Genomic DNA, 24722 nt, shown 5'->3' with positions numbered 1-24722 from the left:
GGGTCATGCTGGCGCCCCGGTCCGCTCCGGCGCCGGAACGTCCGCCGAATGGACCCTTCCCGGGGTCCGCGAGGTGAGGGCCACCCCGCCCACGAGCAGGGCCGCCGCCGCCCAGCGCAGGGGGCTGACCGACTCGCCCAGGAACAGGGCCGCCGACGACATCCCGAACACCGGGACCAGGAGCGAGAAGGGCGCGACGGTGGACGCGGGGTGCCGGTGCAGCAGCCAGCCCCAGGCGCCGAAGCCGAGGACGGTCGTGATCCAGGCGACGTAGACGACCACGGCCGCGCCCTGCCAGTCCAGGGAGCGCAGTGCGTCGAGGTCGCGGGAGGGTCCCTCGGTGAGCAGGGACAGGCCGAGCAGCGGGAGGACGGGGACGGTGCTCACCCAGACCATGAAGTTCAGCGGGTCGGGCGGGGACGCCCTGCGGGTGAGGACGTTGGACAGGCCCCAGCAGGCCGCCGCCACGACGATCAGGGCGAAGGCGCCGAGGGGGCCGGCGGTGCCCTCGTCGACGGCGGCCAGGCCCACTCCGCACAGGGCCACCGCCATCCCGCACAGCTTGAGGCGGGTGGGGCGTTCGCCGAGGAGGGCGAAGGCGATGAGCGCGGTGAAGACCGCCTGGATCTGGAGCACCAGGGACGACAGTCCGGCGGGCATCCCCGCGTCCATGCCGATGAACAGGAGTCCGAACTTGGCGACGCCGAGGGCGAGTCCGACCGCCACGATCCACTTCCGGGCCACCTTGGGGCGGCCCACGAAAAAGACGGCGGGCAGGGCCGCCACCAGGAAGCGCAGGGCCGAGAAGAGGAGGGGCGGGAAGTGGTCGAGTCCGACCTCGATGACGGTGAAGTTCACGCCCCATATGGCGGCGACGAGGACGGCGAGGCTGATGTGGGCGGGTCGCATGCGTCGAGCATCGGACACGGCGACCGTGTAGCACCAGCGCGAATTCCTGCACGAATGGATGAAGCGGTGCTTACGTATGCTGGGAGCGAGCGATGTCCTGACCCGGGAGGCCCCGTGCTCGATCTCCAGCGTCTGCGCGCCCTGCACGCCGTCTCGGTGCACGGCACGGTCGGCGCCGCCGCCGCCGCGCTCGGCTACACCCCGTCCGCCGTGTCGCAGCAGATCGCGAAGCTGGAGCGGGAGACCAGGACCGTCCTGCTGGAGCGGCGCGGACGCGGCGTCCGGCTCACCGAACAGGCCGAGCAACTCGCCTCCACCGCGCAGGAGTTGATGGCCATCGTGGAGCGGGCGGAGACCGATCTGGAGGAGCGCAGGGGGATGCCGGCGGGGCGGCTGACGGTGGCCGCGTTCGCCTCGGCGGCCCGCGGTCTGATGCCCGCAGTCCTGGCCGATCTGGCCGCGCGGCACCCCGCCCTGGACACCCGGCTGACGGAGGTCGACCCGCACCTGTCCGTCGACCTGGTCGCCAAGGGCGCGGTCGACATGACCGTCGCGCACGACTGGGACATCGCCCCGCTGCCGGCCCCCGCGGGGGTGGAGCAGGCGGTGATCGGGGACGACCTGTGCGACCTGCTGGTGCCGGCCGGACACCCCTTCACCGGACGGGCCGCCGTACGGCGGGCGGACCTGGGCGGCCAGCGGTGGATCTGCCAGCCGCCGGGGCGGGTCTGCCACGACTGGCTGGTCCGCACGCTGCGCGAGGCGGGCCACGAGCCCGACATCGTCCACCGGGCCGAGGAGAACCCGACCCTGATCGCCCTGGTCGCGGCCGGCCTCGGCGTCGCCCTCGTCCCGCGCCTCGGCCGGGGCCCCCTCCCCGCCGGGGTGGTGGAGGTGCCGCTCGACCCGCTGCCCGTCCGCCGGCTGTACGCGCTGTGGCGCTCCGGGGCGGCCCGCCGGCCGGCCATCGCCGAGACGGTCCGCACGCTGCGCGCCCACTGGCCGACGGTGTCGGCACGTCCTTGAGCGGGCCCGTCTCCCCCATCCACCCCAGCCGTACCGACTTGGGGCGCCACCCCGGATCGCGGGAACCCGGGCCCCTTCCGCTTCGTCCCACCCGCATGCTGTCGGAAGAGTCTCCGTGGTGCGGTGTCGGCCTCGCTGCTGGCTGCGATCGCTGACCAACCCTCTCCGCCGCCCGCGGCCGACAGCACGCCGTCACCGGCGCGCCCCCCTCCAACTGCGCCGGTGACGGCCCCTTCCCGGATAACGTGCATCCCCTTGACTGGAAGAAACTTCCTGGATATTCGTAACTCCTCGGAAGTTTCCTTCACGAGGGAAGGAGCGCTTGTGCGCGACTCCAGCACGGGAAGCACCAGAAGACCGTCCAGACCGGCGGGCCCGGACACACCGTCAAGACCCTCCCGGCGTACGGTTCTCGCCGCCACCGCGGGAGTCACCGCCGCGCTGGCCGCCGGGCCGCACGCCCACGCCGCCGGCGCCCGGGGGGACACGGCCCTGCGCGCCCTGATCTCCCGTATGACGCTGGAGGAGAAGGTCGGCCAGCTCTTCGTGATGCGGGTGTACGGCCATTCGGCCACCGCGCCCGACCAGGCCGACATCGACGCCAACCTCGAGGAGATCGGCGTCCGGACGGCCGCCGAGCTGATCGCCAAGTACCGCGTCGGCGGCATCATCTACTTCGCCTGGGCGCACAACACCCGCGATCCGCACCAGATCGCCGCCCTGTCGAACGGGATCCAGCGGGCCTCGCTGGAGCAGCCGCGCGGACTGCCGCTGCTCATCTCCACCGACCAGGAGCACGGAATAGTGGCTCGGGTGGGCAAGCCCGCGACGCTGTTCCCCGGCGCCATGGCGCTGGGCGCGGGCGGCTCGCGGGCCGACGCCCGGGAGGTGGGCCGGGTCGGTGGCGCCGAACTGCGCGCGCTCGGCATCCGCCAGGACTACTCCCCCGTCGCCGACGTCAACGTCAACCCCGCGAACCCGGTGATCGGCGTCCGCTCCTTCGGCGCCGACCCGGACGCGGTGGCGGGCCTGGTGGCGGCCGAGGTGAAGGGGTACCAGGCCTCGGGGGTCGCGGCCACGGCCAAGCACTTCCCGGGCCACGGCGACACCGCCGTGGACAGCCATTTCGGCTTCCCCGTGATCACCCACAGCCGCGAGCTGTGGTCGACGCTCGACGCGGTGCCCTTCCGGGCCGCCATCCGCGCCGGGATCGACTCGATCATGACCGCGCACATCATGGTCCCGGCCCTCGACCCGGCCGGCGACCCGGCCACGCTCTCCCACCCGATCCTCACCGGCATCCTGCGCGGGGAACTCGGCTACGACGGCCTGGTGGTGACCGACGCGCTCGGCATGGAGGGCGTGCGGACCAAGTACGGCGACGACCGCGTCCCCGTCCTCGCGCTCAAGGCCGGGGTCGACCAGCTCCTCAACCCGCCCGACCTGGACGTCGCGTGGAACGCGGTGCTGAACGCCGTGCGCGGCGGCGAGCTGACCGAGGCCCGCCTCGACGAGTCGATCCTGCGCGTCCTGCGTCTCAAGTCGAAGCTCGGGCTGCTGAGCGACCCCTACGTCCGGGACGCGAACGTCGACCGCGTCGTCGGCACCCCCGGTCATCTCCGGGCCGCCGACAGGATCGCCGAGCGCACCACGACCCTGCTGGTCAACAAGGAGGGGCTGCTCCCGCTGTCCCGGCGGCGCACTCCGCGGGTGCTGGTGGTGGGCGCCGACCCGGCCTCCCCTTCCCTGTCCGACGGGCCGCCGACCACCGTCCTCGCCGGCGCCCTGACCGAGCTGGGCTTCACGGCGACGGCCCTGTCCACGGGGACGGCACCGTCGGCGGCGACGATCGCCCGGGCCGTGGCGGCGGCCGCCGACGCGGACGCGGTGGTCGTGGGGACGTACAACGTGACGGCGACCGGATCGCAGAAGACCCTGGTCGAGCGCCTCCTCGCCACGGGCGTCCCGGTGATCGCCGTCGCCGTCCGCAACCCGTACGACATCGCCCAGCTCCCGGGCGTCGGAGCCTGTCTGGCCGCGTACTCCTGGACCGACGTCGAACTGCGCGCCGCCGCCCGGGTGATCGCCGGGCGGGCGGATCCGCGGGGCAGGCTGCCGGTGCCGGTGCAACGGGCGGACGACCCGACGCAGGTGCTGTATCCGATCGGGTACGGGTTGACGTACTAGCCGTACGCCGTCCACCCGGGACTCCACCCCCAAGTGCGCCAAAGGGACCCGCGCGTCTGGCGTGTGCCCGCCTCGGCGGGTCACGCTGGGCGGGGGTCGGGGGGAGCCATGCGAGCCAGCTCGGTGTGTCGGCGTTCCGCGGCGATGGCGGGCGCCCTGCTGCTGGCCTCGGCCGCCCTCGCGGGCTGCGACCGCGGGCCCGGAGCGGGACCCGGGCCCCCGCCCTCCCCGACGCGCGCCCCCGGCTACGGATCGGTGTTCCTCGGCCGCGCCGAGTGCAGTTCCTTCGGCACGACCAACTTCCGGGAGGTGCCCTGCACCAGCGAACGGGCCGCCGCCCGGGTGATCGCCCGGTACGACGGGCCCGCCGCGGCCGGCCCGCCCTGTCCGGCGAACACGGACTTCGTCCTGCACATCAGCGAGACGGTGCCCGCCTCCGACGAGGACGGCGACGGCGCCGTCCCCCAGGGCTACGCCTGCATGCGCGGGCTCGAACCTCCGCACCCCGGGGATCCGGGCGGCGGAGGCGGCCCCCGCACCGTCGTCGGCGACTGCGTCCACGGCGCGGGCCGCGGGCAGGTCCGCGAGACGGCGTGCGACGGCACCGGCGCGAAGCGCCCGGAGTACAAGGTGACCTCGGCGGTCACGACCCGCTCGGCGTGCCCGTCCACGACGGAGCTGTACGTCGACCTCGGCGGCCCCAGACCGGTGGGCTGCGCCCGCCCCGTGTGAACGGGGCGGGCGCGGGCCGGGTGCCGGCTAGGGACGGAGCGTCAGGTCGCGTTCGACGTCACGCCGGTCCAGTTTCGCGTCGAACGTCGCGAGCGGCCTGGCCGCCGACGGGTTCGCCTGGACCGCGGTCGAAGCGACGCCCGCCCACTGGAGGATGCGGGCGGTGGCGAGGGCCTTCTGGTCGGCGGCGAGTCCCGCGACGTTGGCGCCGTGGTTCAGGCCCGGTGCCGTGAAGACGTAGGCGTCGCGTGCTCCGGAGCCGAGACGGAAACGCTCGGCGCCCCACGGGTCGTTCTGGCCGTAGACGAACAGCATGTGGTGCGCGTGGTGGCGGACCCAGCCGTCCACGTCACGCATCGCCGAGCGCTCGAACCTCATCGGGATGGAGCGCGGCACGAAGTTCCGCGGCGGCTGGTAGCCGTAGCGGACGTACTTCTTCTCGATGTTCGGGAAGTGGATCGTCGGCGCGCCGAGCTGGGTGCCCGCCTGGTAGTAGTACGGCGTGTACGGCTCCAGGCCCTGGTCGGTGTAGAAGGAGAAGCCGGAGATCGTGTCGACGGACGTCCAGATCTCGTCGTCCGTGGCGGTCTTCGCGTCCGCCGGGATCGTGTCGCAGTCCGAGAGCAGGCTGTACTGCCAGAAGCCCCACACGTAGTCCAGCACGACCGCCTCGTAGGCCTTGTCGAGACTGCCGACCGTGGTGAAGGTGTAGCCGTTCTCGGCCGCGTACGCCTCGTACTTCCTCTCCAGCGGCTCCCGGCGGACGAGCGCCTCGCGCTGCACGGCGTTCAGCCGGTCGCGGCACTCCTTGGTGCCGACCCCCGCGAAGAAGCGGTCGTACGCCGAGTCCTCGTCGTTGACGACGTCGTTGGGCGCGACGTAGGCGACGACGCCGTCCATGTCGCGCGGGTAGAAGCGCTCGTAGTACGTGGCGGTCATGCCGCCCTTGGAGCCGCCCGTGGAGATCCACTTCTTGGTGTAGACCGTCTTGAGCGCCTTGAAGATGCGGTGCTGGTCGCTCGCCGCCTGCCAGATGTCGAGCTTGGACCAGTCGGCCGGCGCGGGCCGGGACGGCGTGAAGAAGCGGTACTCCATCGAGACCTGGTTGCCGTCCACGATCTGGGTCGGCTCGCGCCTGCTCGGGGTCGTGGAGACGCTGTAGCCGCCGGTGTAGAAGACGGTCGGCCGTGCGGTGTCCTTGTGCAGCACCGTGATGCGCTGCTGGAACGTGCCCTTGGACGGGTGCCGGTGGTCGACCGGCTGGGTGTAGTTCAGGACGAAGAACCGGTAGCCGGTGTACGGCTTCTCCTGGATCAGGCTCATGCCCGGTATCGCGAGGAGCCGGTCCAGGACGTCGTCCCCGGCCGTCTTGGTGGTGCCTGTGGTGCCGTTGGTCGCCGGCTGGGCGGCGGTGGCCGCCCCGGCCGTACTCAGTGTGCCTATGAGCACCGTGAGCGCCAGCAGCCATCTGAACGCCTTGCGCATGCACCCTCCCCTGGGATTACGCAGATGTCCGCCGGAACCTAGCGGAGCAACTCCTGTGACACCAGGGGCTCTTGGGCCAATGCTGTGGACTTCCGGTGAAATCGGCGGGCGCACGGGGCCGGACGGCAGCGGCAGGACGTGCGATCCCCAGGCTGACGGGCTGACGGAAGCGTCGGGCTCAGCAGAGGATCCAGCCCGAGCTCACCGAACCCGAGCCGACCGTGCCCCTGATCCGGACGCAGCGGTGTCCCGCGTACACGGTCACCGGGCCCGCGTGATGCGCGAAGTGCCCGGAGTCGACCACCGGCCGGCCGCCGCGCGCCTGCACGCTGACGGACATCCGCTTGCGCGAGCCGCGCGCCTCGGGGAACGTCACGGCGCAGACGTAGCCACTGCGCTTGTACACGTGCACGGAACCGGTGGTGAAGGGCAGCGTGCGGATCTTGCGGCCCGAGCAGGAGGAGGCCGCCTGGGCGCTTCCCGGGCTCATGAGCGCGAGCAGACCGGCCGCGGTCAGCACGGCCGCGCCGAGCGCCACCCGTCGGCGTATCGCACCACTGTCCACTGTCGTCCCTCCCGCGGTCATGAGCGTACTGGTGTACGGACGCAGGACAGATGGCGGGTGGTTGCGCGCCGCGAGAATGCCGTCGACCGTCCGCGCCTCACTCGTAAGAGGTTTTTTCCTTTTTCAGGGCAACCGTGACTGTTTTGCCGTGGTCCAACTGGTCAGAAGACGAAAGGCGGTAGCTCATGTCCGGCATCGACTCCTCCCGAACGACCCACCGCGCGCTCGTGGCCGCGGCCCTTCTGATCGCCGCCGGTGCCTCCGTACCGGCGGTCGCGAGTTCCACCGCGCCGGCGCCCGCCCGCAGCGGGAGCAACGGTCCCGCCTACGACCGGGTGGCCGACTTCTACGGCGCGTACATCGACGCCGTGACCGACGAGGACTCCGGCCGCCTCGACTCCCGGCTGCGCGCCTTCTACCTGACCCCGGCGCTCCGCTCGCGTCTGGCCGACTGGGAGAACCGTCAGCACGCCGACGGCGTGCTGCGCGCCCAGGACGTGCCGCGCGCCTGGAAGGTGACGCCGGGCGACAGCGGCGCGGGGCACACCTGGTCGACGGTGCGGCTGACCTGGGGCTCCGACCGGCACCCGACGTACACCTATCTGACGGTGCAGTCGGATCTGGCGACGCGGAAGATCTCCGGCATCAGGCCGAGGAGCTGACCGGCTCCTCGGGTTCCGGGTCGCCCACGAACGTCCGCCACAGCGCGGCGTACCGGCCGCCGAGGCGGAGCAGTTCGTCGTGGGTGCCGTCCTCGGTGACACGGCCGTGGTCCATCACCACGACCCGGTCCGCGCGGGCGGCCGTCGTCAGCCGGTGGGCGACCACCAGCGTCGTACGGCGGCCCGCCAGCCGGTCGGTCGCCTGGTTGACCAGGGACTCCGTCGCCAGGTCCAGGGCCGCCGTCGCCTCGTCGAGCAGCAGCACGTCCGGGTCGACCAGTTCCGCGCGGGCCAGCGCGATCAGCTGGCGCTGCCCCGCGGAGAGGTTGCGGCCGCGCTCGGCGACCTCGTGGAGGTACCCGCCCTCCAGCGTGGCGATCATGTCGTGCGCGCCGACCGCGCGGGCGGCGGCCTCCACCTCGGCGTCGCCGGCGCCCGGACGGCCGTAGGCGATGGCGTCGCGGACGGTGCCCGGGAAGAGATAGGCCTCCTGGGGGACGACACCGAGCCGGTGCCGGTACGCGGTGATGTCGAGGTCGCGCAGGTCCGTGCCGTCGACCGTCACCCGTCCGCCGGTCGGGTCGTAGAAGCGCGCGACCAGTTTCACCAGCGTCGACTTGCCCGCGCCGGTCTCGCCGACGAAGGCGACGGTCTGCCCGGCCGGGATGCGCAGCGACACCGCGCTGAGCGCCTCCTCGGCCTCGTCCGCGGAGCCGTACGCGAAGTCGACGTCCTCGAACGCGACCTCGCCCCGCAGCGACGGGACCTGCCGCGGCGCCTCGGCGGCCTTCGTGGACGTCGGCTCCCGGAGCAGTTCCTGGATGCGGCCCAGCGAGACGGTGGCCTGCTGGTAGCCGTCGAAGACCTGCGAGAGCTGCTGCACGGGCGCGAAGAACAGGTCGATGTAGAGGAGGTAGGCGACCAGCGCGCCGGCGCTGAGCGTCCCGGCGCCGATCCGGTGGGCGCCCACGATCAGCACGGCCACCGCGGCCGCCGAGGACAGGAGCTGCACGAACGGGAAGTACACGGAGATCAGCCACTGCCCGCGTATCCGTGCCGCGCGATAGCTGTCACTGCCCTCCGCGAACCGCCGCCCGCTCGCGTCCTCGCGCCGGAACGCCTGGAGGATCCGCAGCCCGGACACCGACTCCTGGAGCTCGGCGTTGACCACCGACACCCGCTCGCGGGCCAGTTCGTACGCCTTGACGCTCGCCCGGCGGAAGAAGAACGTGCCGATGACCAGCGGCGGCAGCGTCACGAAGACGACCAGGGCCAGCTGTACGTCGATCACGAGCAGGGCGACCATGATGCCGAAGAAGGTGACGGCGGAGACGAACGCGGTGACGAGACCGGTCTGCAGGAACGTCGACAGGGCGTCGACGTCGGTCGTCATCCGGGTCATGATCCGGCCGGTCAGCTCCCGCTCGTAGTAGTCGAGCCCGAGGCGCTGGAGCTGCGCGAAGATCTTCAGGCGCAGCGCGTACAGGACGCGCTCGCCGGTGCGGCCCGTCATCCGGGTCTCGCCGATCTGCGCCGCCCACTGGACGAGCACGGTGACCAGCGCGAGCGCGGCCGCCGCCCACACCGCGCCGAGCGCGAGCCGGGTGACGCCCTGGTCGATGCCGTGCCGGATCAGCACGGGCAGCAGCAGCGTCATCACGGCGTCGACGGCGACCAGCGCGAGGCTGACGAGCAGCGGGGCCCCGAAGCCGCGCAGCAGCCTGCGCAGCCCGTAGGAGTCCTCGGCGCGCACCGCGCGCGCCTCGTCGATGTCCGGGACGTCGGCGGCCGGGGGCAGCGCCTCGACCTGGGCGAGGAGCCCCGGGGTGGCGGGCATTCCGTCGAGCGCGGTGTCCCTGGGCTCGCGGTCGCCGGTCCACAGGCGCGGCGTCACCCCGCGCTCGGCGTCGAACTCGGCGTCCAGCTCCTCGCGTACGGAGGTGTCCTCCCGGGGTGCCGCCGGCAGGGCGTGTCCCGGGGAGACGCCGCCCAGTTCGTCGGGGTCGGTGAGCAGTCGCCGGTAGAGGGCGGAGCGGGCCTGGAGTTCCTCGTGGGTGCCGATGTCGGCGAGCCGGCCGCCGTCCAGGACGGCGATGCGGTCGGCGAGGTTGAGGGTGGAGCGGCGGTGCGCGATCAGCAGGGTCGTGCGGTCCCGCATGACGTGCTTCAGGGCCTCGTGGATCTCGTGCTCGACCTTGGCGTCCACGGCGGAGGTGGCGTCGTCGAGGACGAGCAGCCGCGGGTCGGTGAGGATCGCGCGGGCGAGCGCGACCCGCTGGCGCTGGCCGCCGGAGAGGGTGAGGCCGTGTTCGCCGACGGTGGTGTCGTACCCGGCCGGCAGCTCCGCGATGAAGCGGTGCGCCTGGGCGGCGCGGGCCGCCGTCTCGATCTCGTCCTGGGTGGCGTCCGGACGGCCGTAGGCGATGTTGGCGCGCACGGTGTCGGAGAAGAGGAAGGAGTCCTCGGGGACGAGTCCGATCGCGGCGCGCAGGGACTCGGTGGTCAGCTCGCGGACGTCGTGGCCGCCGACGAGGACGGCCCCGTGCGTCACGTCGTAGAAGCGGGGCATCAGCAGCGAGACCGTCGACTTGCCCGAGCCGGAGGAGCCGACGACGGCGAGGGTCTCGCCGGCGCGGATCTCGAGGCTCAGCCCGGCGAGGACCGGCCGGCCCTCCTCGTATCCGAACGACACGTCGTCGAACTCGACGGTGGCGGGCGCGTCGGCGGGCAGCGTCCTGGTGCCGTCCTTGATCGACGGCTCGGTGTCGATGAGTTCGAGGACCCGCTCGGCCCCGGCGCGGGCCTGCTGGCCGACGGTCAGGACGACGGCCAGCATCCGCACCGGGCCGACGAGCTGCGCGAGGTAGGTGGAGAAGGCCACGAAGGTGCCGAGGGTGATCTCACCGCGCACCGCGAGCCAGCCGCCGAGCGCGAGCATCGCGACCTGGCCGAGGGCGGGCACGGCCTGGAGGGCCGGGGTGTACCTGGCGTTGAGCCGGATGGTCCGCAGCCGGCCCGCGAAGAGCCGCCGGCCGACCTCGCGCAGCTTGCCCGTCTCCTGGTCCTCCTGGCCGAAGCCCTTCACCACGCGGACGCCGCTGACGGCGCCGTCGACCACTCCGGCGACGGCGGCGGCCTGCGCCTGCGCGTACCAGGTGGCGGGATGCAGCCGGGAGCGGCTGCGCCGGGCGACGAACCAGAGGCCCGGGGCCACGGCCAGCGCGACCAGGGTGAGCGGCAGGGACAGGGCGGCCATGATCCCGAGGGAGATCAGGAAGAGCAGGATGTTCCCGATGGTCATCGGGAGCATGAAGAGCAGCCCCTGGATCAGCTGGAGGTCGCTGGTCGCGCGGCCCACGACCTGTCCGGTGGACAGCTCGTCCTGCCGCCGCCCGTCGAGCCGGGTGATCGTCCCGTACATGTCCGTACGGAGATCGTGCTGGACGTCGAGGGCGAGCCGGCCGCCGTAGTAGCGGCGGATGTAGGTGAGGACGTAGACGAGGACGGCCGCGCCGAGCAGCGCGCCCGCCCAGGGGGCCATGCCCCGGCTGTGGTCGCCGATGACGTCGTCGATGATCACCTTGGTGACCAGCGGGACCACCGCCATCAGGGCCATGCCGCCCAGCGAGGAGCCGAGCGCGAGCACCACGTCCTTCGGATACCGCCACGCGTACCCGGCGAGCCGCCGTGCCCACCCCTGCTCCGTCGCCACTGCGGTGCCTTCCGTAGATCTCACTCCGCCGGAAGGCACCAACGCCGAAGGGAGCGGATTTCATCCCTCCGCAACAATTCGTCCGCCCGCCGGGCGGGAGAGCCGGGCGGGCGGACGAGGGAGAACGGTGCGGATCAGCTCGCCGGAGCGGCGCGGATCAGCTCGCGGGAACGGCCGGGAAGGCCTCCGCGGGCTGCGAGGTCGGCGTGAACCGCTGGGGGGCGACGGAGGTCGGCACGAGGTCCTTGTGGATGGCCTTGGCGACGGCCTGGATGGTGGCGACGCCGTAGTCCATGGTGCTGCTGCCGACGGTGAGCACCGACATCATGTAGTCGCGGCCGCCGCCGTTGAAGGTGCCGAGGCTGTGCACCCGCCACGCGTTCGTGGAGCGCGAGAGCCAGCCGTTCTTGACGTGCACGGCGACCGTCGAGGGCGCCCCGGCCGGCGTCCCCCAGCGCTGCGAGGAGACGACCTGGCCCATGAGCTTCAGGACGTAGGCGCGGGCGTTGTCGCTCAGCACCGTGTTCTTGGCGGTGACGAGCTTGAGCAGCTTCTGCTCGTCGGTGACGTTGATCTGGGTGAGACCCCAGTAGCCGCCGGTACCCGGCGTGGTCTTCGTCATCCCCGCCGCGGTCAGGAAGCCCTTGATCTTCGTCAGACCGAGCTGGTTCCACAGCTTGGTGGTCGAGGCGTTGTCCGACTGGGTGATCATCTTGGTGGCGAGCGACGTCTCGGTGCTCGTCAGGTAGCGGTTGTGCTTCTTCGCGTCCCACAGCAGCGCGGCGAGGACGGTGACCTTCACCGTGCTGGCCGAGTCGAACGAGGTGGTGGCGCGGAGTGTGCAGGTGGTGTTGGTGGAACGGTCGTACAGTCCGACCGCGACGGTGCCCCTGCGGTTCGCGAGCGCCGCGGTGATGTCCGTCTGCAGCTTGGCGGCCAGACCGGCCTTGCTCGACGTGCAGCTGACCGTCGGCGCCGGCGCGGCGCCGGCCGGGGCCGCGGCGATCGCGATCGGCAGGATCACCGCGGCGCCGAGGCTCGTCGCGAGCACACGGGCAGCCCGGGATATCCGGTGAGTCATGGAGGCTTCCCATCCCCTTGAAGAGACACGGACGCGCCAAGGGCGCGCCCGCATGAATGACTCACCGGGGGGCCCGATAGTTGTACAGGTGTTCCGGGTACGGGGGTTCGGGCGCGGGAGCCCGAATACACAGCTCACCCCCAGGGGGGCCACAGTCCGCGCCCATCACCGCGCGTCAGGGTGCGATGGTGACGTCTGCCACTGACCCATCGCCCGACGCCCCCACGACTCCCCCCGCCCCTCCGCCGGTTCCGGTGCCGACGGGGCCCGCGGAGCAGGCGTCGGCCGCCCCCCGCTGGTCGCCGCCCGCGCTGCTCGCGATCCTCGTACTGGCCGCGGCCCTCTACTCCTGGAACCTGTCCGGGTCCGGCCTGAACAGCTTCTACAGCTCCGCCGTGTTCAGCGGCACGCAGAGCTGGAAGGCGTGGTTCTTCGGCTCACTCGACGCGGGCAACTTCATGACCGTCGACAAACCGCCGCTCGCGCTGATGGTCATGGGCCTGTCCTGCCGGATCCTCGGTTTCGGCACCTGGCAGATGATGCTGCCGATGATCCTCGTCGCGGTGGCGACGATCTGGATCCTGCACACCTCCGTCAAGCGGGTGTGGGGCCACGGCGCCGCGGCCGTCGCCGCGCTGGTGCTCGCGCTGACCCCGATCACGGTCGCCATCAACCGGGACAACAACCCCGACACCCTGCTGGTGTTCCTCATGGTGGCGGGCGCGGCCCTCGCGCTGCGGGCGGCCGCGAACGACAGGCTGCTGCCGCTGCTCGGCTCGGCCGCCTGCTTCGGCCTCGCGTTCAACACGAAGATGCTCCAGGGCTACATCGCGCTGCCCGCCGTCTTCGCGGCCTACCTCTGCGCGGCCGCGCCGAAGCCCGTGAAGCGGATCGTGAACCTGCTGCTCGCGGGCGTGGTCCTGGCCGTCTCCAGCTTCTGGTGGGCGACGGCCGTCTCCCTGGTGCCCGCCGACGACCGCCCCTACATCGGCGGTTCCACGGACGGCTCCGCCTGGGACCTGATCATGGGCTACAACGGCCTGGGCCGGGTGCTGGGCGGCGAGGGCAACGGCGGGGGCGGCGGAGGCGGAGGCGGCTTCTCCGGCGCCGCGGGCCTCGGCCGGCTGTTCAACGACGTCCTGGGCGGCCAGATCTCCTGGCTGATCCCCTTCGCGGCCATCGCCCTCGCGGGTGGTCTGGTGCTGTGCGGCCGCGCACCGCGCACCGACCTCACGCGCGCCGCGCTGATCCTGTGGGGCGGCTGGACGCTGCTGCACTACCTGACCTTCGCCATGGCCGAGGGCACGATGCACCCGTACTACACGACCGCGGTCGCCCCCGGCGTCGCGGCGCTGTGCGGGGGCGGTGGCAGCATGCTGCTGCGCGCCTTCCGGGGCGGCGACGCGCGCTGGTCGTGGGTGCTTCCCGCCGGGTTCGCGGTCACCGGCGTCTGGGCGGTCGTGCTGCTGCGCCGGGCCGCCGACTGGAACACCTGGCTGTGGCCCGCCGTCGCGGTGGTCACGGCGGCGTCGATCGCGGGCCTGCTCGTCTTCCGCTCCCCGGGCCGCGCACGGCTGCTGACCGCGTCCGTGGCGGCGGCCGTCGTCGCGGCCCTCGCGGGTCCGACGGCGTACGCGGTCGCCGTTCCGGCGGGTTCGGGCGGCGGCATGGGCGGCACCAACCCGACCGCCGGACCGTCGACCGGCGGCGGCTTCGGTGGTGGAGGCGGCGGCCGGGGCGGCTCCGGTGGCGGCCCGGGCGGCGGCGAGCCGCCCGGCGGCACCCCGCAGGGCGCCGGGAACGGTGGATTCCCGGGCGGCGACGGAAACGGCCGGGCCGGGGGCTTCCCCGGCGACGAGAACGGCACGGCTCCTGGCGGCACACCTCCCGGCGGAACGGGCGGTCGGCCCGGGGGCGGCGGCTTCGGTGGCGGAGGCGGCACGGGCGGCACCGCCGACAGCGCCCTGGTCTCCTACCTGGAGGAGCACCAGGACGGCGCCGAGTGGCTGCTGGCGGTGTCCGATTCGCAGTCCGCCGGGCAGTTGATCCTGAGCACCCGCAAGCCGGTCATCTCCATGTTCGGCTTCACCGGTTCCGACAGGGCCATGACCCTCACCAAGCTCGAAGAGCTCGTGCGCAAGGGCGAGTTGCACTACATCCAGCTCGGCGGGGGCATGGGCGGCGGAGGGATGGGCGGGAGCAACACGCTCAGCTCGCAGATCACCGCGTGGGTGGAGAAGAACGGCACGGCGGTGAAGCAGAGCGCGTACGACAAGTCCGCGTCGTCCGGGTCCACTTCGGGGGCAGGAACCAACTCCGGGACCGACTCCGACTCCGGGACCGACTCCAACTCCGGGACCAACTCCGGCTCCGGCGCACAGAGTGCCGGCCAGTCGGCCTCGACGCTCTACCGGCTGGATCCCGCCGACGCCGGCTGACGCGCGACGCGCCCGCCCGGCGCCGACGGCCCCCGACCGCCTTCCCGGTCGGGGGCCGTTCGCCGGTCCCGGTCGAGGAGCATTCGTCCGTCATTGCCCAGGACCGCCCCCTCCCGGTCGATGACCGTTCGTCCACCCCGGTCAGGGACTGCTCCCTATGTCATGTCTCGCCCGTGCCGGGCGAGTTGTTGAATCCCGACACAGAACCGACACCTCTCCTTAACCCCAAACACTGCATGTCCATGCCACTCTCCCGGTTATCCGGTTCATTCAACACGCGTAGAACGGACACCCCACGATGCCCGCCACGCACATTCGCCGCTGGAAGACCCTGGCGCTGAGTACCTCCGCGGTTCTCGTCGGCCTCACCCTGCCGACCGTGACCGCGTCCCCCGCGAGCGCCACCACGACCGCGTACGACACCACGTACTACAAGAACGCGATCGGCAAGTCCGGCACGACTCTGAAGTCCTCGCTGCACACGATCATCAGCAGCCAGACCAAGATCTCGTACGCCGCGGTCTGGGAAGCGCTGAAGGTCACCGACCAGGACCCGAACAACAGCAGCAACGTGATCCTGCTGTACAGCGGCGTCTCGCGCGCCAAGTCCCTCAACGGCGGTGACGTCGGCGACTGGAACCGTGAGCACACGTGGGCCAAGTCGCACGGCGACTTCGGCGAGGTGACCGGACCGGGCACCGACCTGCACCACCTGCGTCCCGCGGACGTCCAGGTGAACAGCATCCGCGGCAACCTGGACTTCGACAACGGCGGCAGCACCGTCACCAACGGCGGCGGCAGCACCGTCGACTCCGACTCCTTCGCGCCTCGCGCCGCGGACCGGGGCGACGTGGCCCGCATGATCCTCTACATGGCCGTGCGCTACGAGGGTGACGACGGCTTCGCCAACCTGGAGCCCAACGAGAAGGTGGGCAACGGAAGCAACCCCTACATGGGCAAGCTCTCCGTCCTGAAGGCGTGGAACGAGGCGGACCCGCCGAGCGCCTTCGAGGAGAAGCGCAACCAGGCCATCTACGCCACCTACCAGCACAACCGCAACCCGTTCATCGACCACCCGGAATGGGTCGAGGCGATCTGGTAGGACGGAGTAGTCACCTGAACTCCCTCCGTGAAAGAGGGAGTTCAGGCACCCTCCGGTGGCCCCGCGCCGCTGGAGGTGACAAATGAACGACCTCAGGGCGTACAACCAGTGACGCCCCGCCCGAGTCGCACCCGGTGGACGCGTCCGACCATCGCGTCCCACCGGAACGACGAAAGGCACCCGATGTTCCGAGCACGACGCAAAAACCGCTCCGCGCGGCTGACCGCTCCCCTGGCCGCCGCCGCGCTGCTGGCCGCAGGGGGCGGCGCCTGGTCCCTCACCGGCGCCACCGCCCAGGCCGCCACCGGATCGGCGGACGCCCGGGACGACTTCAACGGGGACGGCTACGCCGACCTGGTGGTCGGTGCCCCGACCGCGACCGTGTCGGGCAAGACCCGGGCGGGCTACGTGGCCGTCATGTACGGCTCCGCCGGCGGCCTGTCCACCGCGAGCAAGAAGATCGTCAGCCGCTCCACCGGCGGGGTCCCCGGATCCGCCACCGCGAACCAGCGCTTCGGATCGTCCTTCACCAAGGCCGACCTGGACAGGGACGGCTTCAGCGACCTCGTGGTCGCGGGCGGCAAGGAGGGCTCGGTCGTCCTGTGGGGCTCCGCCTCCGGGCTCACCGGCGGCACGGCCCTCGCCGGCTACGGCGCCGCCCCGGCGGCCGGCGACTTCGACGGCGACGGCACCACGGACCTCGCCCTGTTCTCCGCGCAGAACGTCGGCGGCGACGACCCGATACCCACCTCGGCCGCCCTGTGGAAGGGCCCCGTCTCCCGCGCCGGCAAGCCGGCCGCCGTCCTGAACATCCTCGACAAGTCGTCCTGGTGGGGATACGAGGAGAACGACGCCTCCTGCGCCACCGGCCACGGCTGCGAGGAGGACGGCGACACGGTCACCGGTCCCGTCGCCTCCGGCCAGGTCGGCGACATCAACGGCGACGGCCGGGACGACCTCGTCCAGTGGCGCTACACCGGTGACGGAACGTGGGGCAACCGGCTGCTGTACGGCAGCCCGTCGGGCTTCAAGCGCGCCGGCGCCCCCGGCGACGGCACGGGCATCACCCTGAACACCGGCGTCGGCGACGTGAACGGCGACGGGTTCGACGACATCGTCTCCGGCACCGACGGCTGGAACGACACGGTGCGGATCTCGTACGGCTCCGCCGCCGGCCTCACCGATCACGTGCAGACCTTCGACCAGGACCTGGCCGGCTTCCCCGGCGTCCAGGAGGAGGGCGACGAGATCGGTTCGGCCGTCTCGGTCGCCGACGTCACGGGTGACGGCTACGCGGACATCGCGCTCGGCATCGCCGGCGAGGACGTCGCCGCTGTCGTCGACGCCGGCTCGGTCGCCCTCGTCCACGGCGGCCCCTCGGGCGTCACGGGGGCCGGCACGCAGGTCTTCCACCAGGACACCGCCGGTGTGCCCGGCGTCGCCGAGACCGACGACCGGTTCGGCGACGCCACGGCGCTGCTGGACGTCAACGGCGACGGTCGTCTCGACCTCGCCGCGTCCTCGATCGCGGAGAACGTCTCCGCCGGCGCGGTCTGGGTCCTGCGCGGCACCACGACCGGCCTGACCACCGCCTCCGCCCTGGCGTTCGGCCCGAGGACCCTCTCGGCGCCCTACACGAACGCGCTGTTCGGCTCGTCCCTGCGCTGAGCGGCCTCGCACGACGGAGCGCCGGGGAGCGTGTCGCACGCTCCCCGGCGCTCCCGCGTTCCCGTGGCCCCTGTCCGCGTCGCGCGGTCCGGCCCGGTCCGCCCGGCGTTCAGCCCAGGTGGGTCGGCGCGAACATCCGCAGTACCGCCGGGAGGACGACCACCGAGGGACCGGGGGCGGCCAGGGCCTTGGCCAGGTCCTCCTCCAGCGTCTCGGGGCTCGTGAGGACGCCCGGCACCCCGAACGACTCGGCGAGGGCCACGTAGTCCGGGCGGGACAGTTCCGTGGCGGTCGCCTGGCCGAAGGCGTCGGTCATGTACTCGCGCAGGATGCCGTACCCGCCGTCGTCCACGATGAGCCAGGTGACCGGGAGGCCGCACTGCTTCGCCGTGGCCAGCTCGGCGATGGAGTACAGCGCGCCGCCGTCGCCGGAGACCGCGAGGACCGGGCGGGAGGGGTCGGCCGCCGCCGCGCCCAGTGCCGCCGGGAAGCCGTAGCCGAGGCCGCCCGCGCCCTGGGCGGAGTGCATGGTGTTGGTGCCGCGCGGGTCGAAGGCCGACCAGGCCCAGTACGCCAGGATCGTCATGTCCCAGAAGGACGGCGACGTGGCGGGCAGGGCTCGGCGGACGGACGCCAGCACGTCCTGTTCCAGGGTGAGTTCCTGGGCCGCGATGCGCTCCGCGACCCGGGCGAGAACGGTGCGCGCGCGCTCCGCCGCCACCGGATCGGGGCGTTCCTCCACCGTCTCCAGGAGCGCGGACAGCGCGAGGCGCGCGTCCGCGTGGATGCCGAGCGCCGGGTGGTTGGACTCCAGCTTGCCGAGGTCGGCCTCGATCTGGATCACCCGGCCCCGGGGCTTGAACGTGTTGTAGTTCGAGGAGAGTTCGCCGAGGCCCGAGCCCACCACCAGCAGGACGTCCGCGTCCTCCAGGAAGTCGGTCGTGTGCCGGTCCTCCAGCCAGGACTGGAGCGAGAGCGGGTGCTCCCAGGGGAAGGCGCCCTTGCCGCCGAAGGTGGTGACGACCGGCGCGTTCAGCTTCTCGGCGAGCGCGAGCAGCTTTCCGGACGCGTCCGCCCGGACGACACCGCCGCCCGCGATGATCGCGGGACGGGCCGCCGAGGACAGCAGGTGGGCGGCCAGCGCGGTCAGTTCGGGGCGCGGGACGACGTCCTCGGGGGTCGCGTCCATCGCCGTCACCACCGGCAGGCTCGTCTCCGCGAGGAGGACGTCCTGCGGGATCTCCACCCAGACCGGTCCGTGCGGGGCCGTCAGCGCCGACTCCCAGGCCGCCGCGATCGCGGAGGGGATCTGGGACTGCGCGCGGACCGTGTGGACCGACTTCACGACGCCCCGGAACGAGGCCTGCTGGTCCGGGAGTTCGTGGAGATAGCCGTGGCGGCCGCCGCCGAGGCCCGCGGTCGGGATCTGGCTGCTGATCGCGAGGACGGGCGCCGAGGCGGCGCGCGCCTCCTGGAGCGCGGCGAGCGAGGTCAGCGCCCCGGGGCCGGTGGACAGCAGCAGCGGCGCGGCCTCGCCGGTGATCCGGCCGTACGCGTCCGCCGCGAACCCGGCGTTGTTCTCGACGCGCAGCCCGACGTACTGGAGCGAGGAACGGCGCAGCGCGTCGAACATGCCGAGCGCGTGCTGGCCCGGCAGCCCGAAGACGGTCGTCGCGCCGAGACCGGAGAGGGTCTCCACGACCAGGTCTCCGCCGTTGCGGCCAGGGGGCGGGTTGAGCGCGGCCTCCGTCTGCGCCGCCGACGGTCGGAGAACCAGGTCGTGGTCGTGGGTCACTTGTTTCGGGCCTCCGCGATCTGGCGGGACATGATGGTGGTCAGTTCGTACGCGGTGTGGGACGCCGCCACCGCGGTGATCTCGGCGTGGTCGTACGCCGGGGCGACCTCGACGACGTCGGCCGAGACCAGGTTGCAGGACGAGAGCCCGCGCAGGATCTCCAGGAGCTCGCGGGAGGTCATGCCGCCCGCCTCCGGGGTGCCGGTGCCGGGCGCGTGCGCCGGGTCGAGGCAGTCGATGTCGATGGAGATGTAGAGCGGGCGGTTCCCGATGCGCTGGCGCAGCTGGTCGGCGACCTCGTCGGCGCCGCGGCGGTAGACGTCCGCCGAGGTGACGATGCCGAAGCCCATCTTCTCGTCGTCGGTGAGGTCCTGCTTGCCGTACAGCGGGCCGCGGATGCCGACGTGGGAGAGGGCCTCGGTGTCGAGGATGCCCTCCTCGACGGCACGGCGGAACGGGGTGCCGTGGGTGTACTCGGCGCCGAAGTAGGTGTCCCAGGTGTCGAGGTGCGCGTCGAAGTGGAGCAGCGCGACCGGACCGTGCTTCTTGGCGACCGAGCGCAGCAGGGGCAGCGCGATGGTGTGGTCGCCGCCCAGGGTCATCAGGCGGGCGCCGGTGCCGAGCAGCTCGTCGGCGGCGGCCTCCACCGTCTCCACGGCCTCGTTGATGTTGAACGGGTTCGCCGCGATGTCACCGGCGTCCGCGACCTGCGCGAGGGCGAACGGGGACGCGTCCTGCGCAGGGTTGTAGGGGCGCAGCAGCCGGGACGCCTCGCGGATCGCGTTGCCGCCGAAGCGGGCGCCCGGCCGGTACGAGACGCCTGAGTCGAACGGCACACCGACGACGGCGACATCGGTGGTGCCGACCTCGTCGAGGCGGGGCAGCCGGGCGAAGGTCGCGGGGCCGGCGTACCGCGGGACGCGGGACGAGTCGACGGGACCGCGGGGCGTCTCGTTGCTGCTCATGGTGGATTGCCTTCTTTCCTACGCTTTATCGCATATGTACAACTAAGTACAAGTAACACGACTCTACTGGTGAACCGGGACCGGTTCGGACAGGGGTTCGGCGTCACGGCCCGCGAGCCGCTCCCGCCAGGCGGCCAGCACCGCGGCGTCGGTCGCCGGCGTGGCCAGCGAGACGATCACGTACGCGGCCAGGGAGAGGAGCAGTCCGTAGTAGACGGGCTCGTTCGCGAGGATGCCGTAGCCGGCCATCAGGCCGATGACCGCGACACCGCCGACGACGACGGAGGCAAGGGCGCCGTGCACCGTACCGCGCTTCCACAGCAGACCGCCGAGGATCGGGACGAGCAGGCCGCCGACGAGCAGGTTGTACGCGACGGTCAGGGCCTCGACGACGTTGTTGAGCGCGATCGCCGTGCAGATGACGGCGATGCCCATGACCAGGATGAAGACGCGGTTGCCCCTGACCTCGTCGTGGTCCTCGGTGTCGCGCTTCACGGCGCCGCGCAGCCGCGACCAGATGTCGTTGTTGGCGACGGTGGCGCAGGCGATGAGGGCGCCGGAGGAGGTGGACATCACAGCGGCGAGGGCCGCGGCGAGCACCAGTCCGCGCACGCCGACCGGGAGTTCGTCCTTGACGATGGTCGCGAAGGCGGTGTCGGCGCTGGGCAGCTTCGGGTAGAGGACCTTGGCGGCCGTGCCGATGACGGCGCCGGCGAGGGCGTACACCAGGCAGTAGGTACCGGCGACGGTGCCGCCCCACTTGGCGGTCCTGGCATCGCGCGCGGTGAACACGCGCTGCCAGATGTCCTGGCCGATCAGCATGCCGAACGTGTAGATCAGGACGTAGGTGAAGATCGTCTCGCCGCCGATGCCCAGCGGGTCGAAGTACTCGGTGGGCAGCTTGGCCTTCATCTCGCTGAACCCGCCGGCCTTGACGACCGCGATGGGCAGCAGCAGGAGCAGCACGCCGACGGTCTTGACCACGAACTGCACCATGTCGGTGAGGGTGATCGACCACATACCGCCGAGCGTCGAGTACGCGACGACGATCGAGCCGCCGAGAATGATCGCGAGCGTCCGGTTCATGTCGAAGAGGACGTCGAAGATCGTGGCGTACGCGATGGTCGAGGTGACCGCGAGCATCAGGGTGTACGCCCACATGACGACACCGGAGATGACGCCGGCCCGGCCGCCGTAGCGCAGGTCGAGCATCTCGGAGACGGTGTAGACCTTCAGGCGGGCTATGCGGGCGGAGAAGAAGATGCTGAGCGCCAGCAGGCCGAGGCCGATGGTGAAGACCATCCAGGCTCCGGAGAGTCCGTACTGGTAGCCGAGGCCCACACCGCCGATGGTGGACGCGCCGCCCAGGACGATGGCAGCCATGGTGCCGGAGTACATGACGGGCCCGAGCCTGCGGCCCGCGACGAGGAACTCACTCTTGGACTTGGCGCGGCGCATGCCCCACCAACCCATGGCCAACATGCCGGCCAGATAGACGACGATCACTGCGTAGTCGACGGCCATAGGGGCTCCTCAAGGCGTTCGGTGGCGTGTCGTGCGGGATGTGGGGGACGAGCCGGCAACTGACCGCGGGGACATCCGCCCGTACCCGTGGCTGCCGGTCGGGACCGACACTAGGTGGCCGCAAAGCGACTGCGAAGTGTACGTTTCATCCATCTGATCCGAGCGGGATGGAGGAACCGTCCACCATGGCGGACCCACAGTCACCCTCCGCCCCACCGTCCGTGTCGCCGTCCGCCCCGGCGGTGCCGCCGACCCCTCCGGTACCGCTGTCGGCGCTCCTCGCCCGCGAGGACCTGGCCCTGCGCCTGATCGCCGGTCCGGCGGAGCCCGACACGGTCATCCGCTGGGTGCACACGTCGGAGATGGCGGACCCCTACCCGTACCTGCTGGGCGGGGAGCTGTTGCTGTCGGCGGGGGTCCACATCCCCGAGGCGGCGGGTCCGGACGGAGCCGGGGCCCCCGGAGGCTATTTCGACGACTACGTCTCCCGGATCGTCGCGGCGGGCGGCGCCGCGCTGGGCTTCGGGCTGGCGCCGGTCCACGACACGGTCCCGCGCGCCCTCGTCGCGGCCTGCGACGCCCAGGGGCTGCCCCTGCTGGAGGTCCCGCCGCAGACGACCTTCTCCGGGGTCGCCCGTGCCGTGTGGCAGCTCATGGCCCAGGCCCGGCTGGCGGAACTCCGCCGGGTGACCGAGGCCCAGCAGAGCCTGGCGGCGGCCGCCGCCCGCCCCGACCCGGTACCGGCGGTGCTCCGGCAGCTGGCCCGGCGGGTGGAGGGCTGGGCGGTGCTCTACGGCCCGGAGGGCACGGAGCTGGCCCGGTCCGGGAACCTGCCGCGGCCCCCGGCCACGACGGGTTCGACGGACACGGGCAGGGACACGAGCACAGGCACGAGCAGGGACACGGACGCGGGCGCGACCCGGACGGCCGACCCGGCCCGGCCCCCGCAGGCCGCGCCCGAGGACGTGCTGGCCGAGCTCGCCGGCGTCGTGCGGCCCCGGGGCGCCCAGGGACCCACCCCGTCCTCCGCCACCGACACCGTGGGCGGCGTCCACCTCACGGCGTACGCCCTCGGCAGCGGCCAGGGCTTCGTCCTGGGGGTCGCCGCGCCGCGCCGCGACCCCGGCGACCACACGATCGCCTCCGTCGCGTCCGTCCTGCTCTCCCTGCTCACCGGGGAGCACCAGAGCGGCAGCGGGGCGGCGCGTTCGGCGGCCCTGGTGCGGCTGCTGCTCGGGGCCGCGCCCGAGGAGGTGGCACCGCTGCTCGGCGGCGAACGGTGGGTGGTCGTGCACGCGCGCCCCGCCGGGGACGGCCCCGCCCCGGACGCCGTCTCCGCGTCGGCCCTGGCGGCCGCGCTGGGCTCCGCGCTGGTGGACGTCGGCGAGGACGTCGTCCGCGTCCTCGTCCCCGGCGACCGCGAGCCCACCGCCCAGCCGGGCTGGACCTGCGGGGTCAGCGCGCCCGCGAGCCCGCGCTCCTGGGCGGCCGCCGACACCCAGGCGGCCCGCTCCCTGGCCCGCGCCCGCGCCGTCCGGGCGCCCCTGGTCCGCCACGGCGACCGTCCCGCGCTCGCGGACCTGGTCCCCCCCGGCCGACGCCGCGGCCCACGCCCGGACCCTTCTCGCCCCCGTCGCGGGGACCCCGGCCCTGACCGAGACCCTGCGCACCTGGCTCTCCCTGCACGGGAGTTGGGACCGCACCGCGGTGGCCCTCGGCGTCCACCGCAACACCGTCCGCCAACGCATCGCCCGCTGCGCGGCGTTGCTGGGGACGGACCTCGACGAACCGGACGTGCGCATGGAGTTGTGGTTCGCCCTCAGGGACGGCTGAACGCCCAGGGCCCCGACGCCGTACATCCGAGTGACGCGCGTCCCAGCGACGGGGACGGCCGCGCCACCGGCGGGAACTCACCGGCACAATGGGCTCATGCCGATAACCGGGACCCCCAGCCGCGCCGAACTTGTCGACCATCTCGCGAAGACCCGTATCGCGGGCGATGTCGCCACCCCCCGCGAGAACAACCTCTCCCATTACCGCAGGCTGGCGAACGGCGAGCGCAACTGGTGGCTCGGCCTGGAACTCGGCAACCGCTGGAGCGACGAGCAGGACGTGCTCGCGGTCATGGCGGAGCGGGTCGGCGTCAACGACGACCCGGAGTACCGGTACGGCCAGGACACCATCGACCCCGAGCTGACCGTGGACGCACTGGACCGCCTCGCGGCCCGGCTGCGCAAGGCGGCCGAGGACCGGCAGCGGGTGCTGTTCGCGACCGGCCACCCCGGCGGACTGCTGGACGTGCACCGCGCCACGGCCGCCGCCCTGCGCGCCGCCGGCTGCGAGATCGTGGTGATCCCGGACGGGCTGCAGACGGACGAGGGCTACGTCATGCAGTTCGCGGACGTGGCGGTCCTGGAGCACGGCGCCACACTGTGGCACACGCACTCGGGCGAGCCGATGCGCGCGATCCTCACCGGCCTGGAGCGGGAGGGCCGGCCGCTGCCCGACCTGGTCGTCGCCGACCACGGCTGGGCCGGCTTCGCGGGCCAGCAGGGCCTGGACTCCGTCGGATACGCCGACTGCAACGACCCGGCGCTCTTCCTCGCCGAGTCGGAGGGCACGCTCCAGGTCGTGGTCCCGCTCGACGACCACGTCCTCAGCCCGCGCCACTACGACCCGATGACGGCGTACCTGCTCACCGCGGCGGGCCTGGTGTGAGCCCCGTAGATCCCGGCCGCCCCCGCCTCCCGTAGATCCCGGCGGCAGGTCCGGGGGCGCGCCCGGCGCGTACGAGCCCCGGATCAGGTCCGCGCCCCCGCCGCCGGACCGGAGGACGGCCCTTCACGGCAGGGGATCCGGCCCCTCGCAGCG

At 72.6% G+C, this 24722-nt stretch carries 16 protein-coding genes and 1 pseudogene; 9 read left to right on the top strand and 8 right to left on the bottom strand.

Going from position 1 to position 24722, the window contains the following annotated elements:
- Nucleotides 1–3: 3 nt before the first annotated feature.
- Nucleotides 4–909, bottom strand: a complete 906-nt coding sequence (locus tag ACFYW7_RS01315) for an EamA family transporter (protein WP_389496935.1) — start codon at nt 907–909, stop codon at nt 4–6.
- Between the two features lie 114 nt (nt 910–1023).
- Between ACFYW7_RS01315 and ACFYW7_RS01310 the strand changes: the two genes are divergently transcribed.
- The 3 genes from ACFYW7_RS01310 (at nt 1024) to ACFYW7_RS01300 (ending at nt 4854) form a co-directional block, all read left to right on the top strand.
- The gene (locus ACFYW7_RS01310) at nt 1024–1935 is read left to right on the top strand and encodes a LysR family transcriptional regulator (RefSeq protein WP_389496934.1); all 912 of its coding nucleotides are present in this window, start codon (nt 1024–1026) and stop codon (nt 1933–1935) included.
- 324 nt (nt 1936–2259) lie between these two features.
- On the top strand, nt 2260–4122 hold the full coding sequence (locus tag ACFYW7_RS01305) for a glycoside hydrolase family 3 protein (RefSeq protein WP_389496933.1): 1863 nt from the start codon (nt 2260–2262) through the stop codon (nt 4120–4122).
- Between the two features lie 108 nt (nt 4123–4230).
- The gene (locus tag ACFYW7_RS01300) at nt 4231–4854 is read left to right on the top strand and encodes a hypothetical protein (RefSeq protein WP_389496932.1); all 624 of its coding nucleotides are present in this window, start codon (nt 4231–4233) and stop codon (nt 4852–4854) included.
- 27 nt (nt 4855–4881) lie between these two features.
- Here the strand turns inward: ACFYW7_RS01300 and ACFYW7_RS01295 are convergent, their stop codons facing one another.
- Complete coding sequence (locus tag ACFYW7_RS01295; RefSeq protein WP_389496931.1) at nt 4882–6339, bottom strand: S28 family serine protease; 1458 nt, start codon at nt 6337–6339, stop codon at nt 4882–4884.
- Between the two features lie 178 nt (nt 6340–6517).
- Nucleotides 6518–6904: a hypothetical protein gene (locus ACFYW7_RS01290; RefSeq protein ID WP_389498502.1), complete on the bottom strand. Its 387-nt coding sequence runs from the start codon at nt 6902–6904 to the stop codon at nt 6518–6520.
- Nucleotides 6905–7089: 185 nt separating this feature from the next.
- On the opposite strand from ACFYW7_RS01290, the gene ACFYW7_RS01285 reads away from it, so the two are divergent.
- Nucleotides 7090–7566: a hypothetical protein gene (locus ACFYW7_RS01285; protein ID WP_389496930.1), complete on the top strand. Its 477-nt coding sequence runs from the start codon at nt 7090–7092 to the stop codon at nt 7564–7566.
- Here ACFYW7_RS01285 and ACFYW7_RS01280 read toward each other — a convergent pair.
- Nucleotides 7550–11278, bottom strand: coding sequence for an ABC transporter ATP-binding protein (locus ACFYW7_RS01280; RefSeq protein ID WP_389496929.1), 3729 nt, complete (start codon nt 11276–11278; stop codon nt 7550–7552). The two genes, ACFYW7_RS01285 and ACFYW7_RS01280, sit on opposite strands and share 17 nt — an antisense overlap.
- Nucleotides 11279–11435: 157 nt before the next feature.
- The gene (locus ACFYW7_RS01275) at nt 11436–12359 is read right to left on the bottom strand and encodes a serine hydrolase (protein WP_389496928.1); all 924 of its coding nucleotides are present in this window, start codon (nt 12357–12359) and stop codon (nt 11436–11438) included.
- Between the two features lie 188 nt (nt 12360–12547).
- Between ACFYW7_RS01275 and ACFYW7_RS01270 the strand changes: the two genes are divergently transcribed.
- The 3 genes from ACFYW7_RS01270 (at nt 12548) to ACFYW7_RS01260 (ending at nt 17567) form a co-directional block, all read left to right on the top strand.
- Nucleotides 12548–14797 carry a glycosyltransferase family 39 protein gene (locus ACFYW7_RS01270; protein WP_389496927.1) on the top strand — a complete coding sequence of 750 codons (2250 nt, stop codon included), beginning with the start codon at nt 12548–12550 and terminating at the stop codon, nt 14795–14797.
- 298 nt (nt 14798–15095) lie between these two features.
- A complete protein-coding gene (locus ACFYW7_RS01265; RefSeq protein WP_389496926.1) occupies nt 15096–15899 on the top strand; it encodes an endonuclease I family protein in 804 nt (267 codons plus the stop codon).
- A 183-nt stretch (nt 15900–16082) separates the two neighbouring features.
- Nucleotides 16083–17567, top strand: a complete 1485-nt coding sequence (locus ACFYW7_RS01260) for an FG-GAP-like repeat-containing protein (protein WP_389496925.1) — start codon at nt 16083–16085, stop codon at nt 17565–17567.
- 109 nt (nt 17568–17676) lie between these two features.
- Here the strand turns inward: ACFYW7_RS01260 and ACFYW7_RS01255 are convergent, their stop codons facing one another.
- From ACFYW7_RS01255 to ACFYW7_RS01245, 3 genes are all read right to left on the bottom strand, one after another.
- Nucleotides 17677–19362 (bottom strand): thiamine pyrophosphate-binding protein, encoded by a 1686-nt coding sequence (locus ACFYW7_RS01255; RefSeq protein ID WP_389496924.1) that lies wholly within the window; start codon nt 19360–19362, stop codon nt 17677–17679.
- On the bottom strand, nt 19359–20327 hold the full coding sequence (speB, locus tag ACFYW7_RS01250) for an agmatinase (protein WP_389496923.1): 969 nt from the start codon (nt 20325–20327) through the stop codon (nt 19359–19361). The genes ACFYW7_RS01255 and speB overlap by 4 nt, the downstream gene beginning before the upstream one ends.
- A gap of 63 nt (nt 20328–20390) precedes the next feature.
- On the bottom strand, nt 20391–21851 hold the full coding sequence (locus tag ACFYW7_RS01245) for a sodium:solute symporter (RefSeq protein ID WP_389496922.1): 1461 nt from the start codon (nt 21849–21851) through the stop codon (nt 20391–20393).
- A 185-nt stretch (nt 21852–22036) separates the two neighbouring features.
- On the opposite strand from ACFYW7_RS01245, the pseudogene ACFYW7_RS01240 reads away from it, so the two are divergent.
- Nucleotides 22037–23684: pseudogene (locus ACFYW7_RS01240) on the top strand (PucR family transcriptional regulator).
- Nucleotides 23685–23780: 96 nt separating this feature from the next.
- Nucleotides 23781–24569 carry a phosphatase gene (locus ACFYW7_RS01235; protein WP_389496921.1) on the top strand — a complete coding sequence of 263 codons (789 nt, stop codon included), beginning with the start codon at nt 23781–23783 and terminating at the stop codon, nt 24567–24569.
- The last annotated feature ends 153 nt before the right edge of the window (nt 24570–24722 follow it).

The sequence above is a fragment of the Streptomyces sp. NPDC002580 genome, assembly GCF_042889485.1.
Taxonomy (GTDB): domain Bacteria; phylum Actinomycetota; class Actinomycetes; order Streptomycetales; family Streptomycetaceae; genus Streptomyces.
Note: the sequence above shows the minus strand (reverse complement) of the source record. Positions and strands in the feature narration are given on the sequence as shown.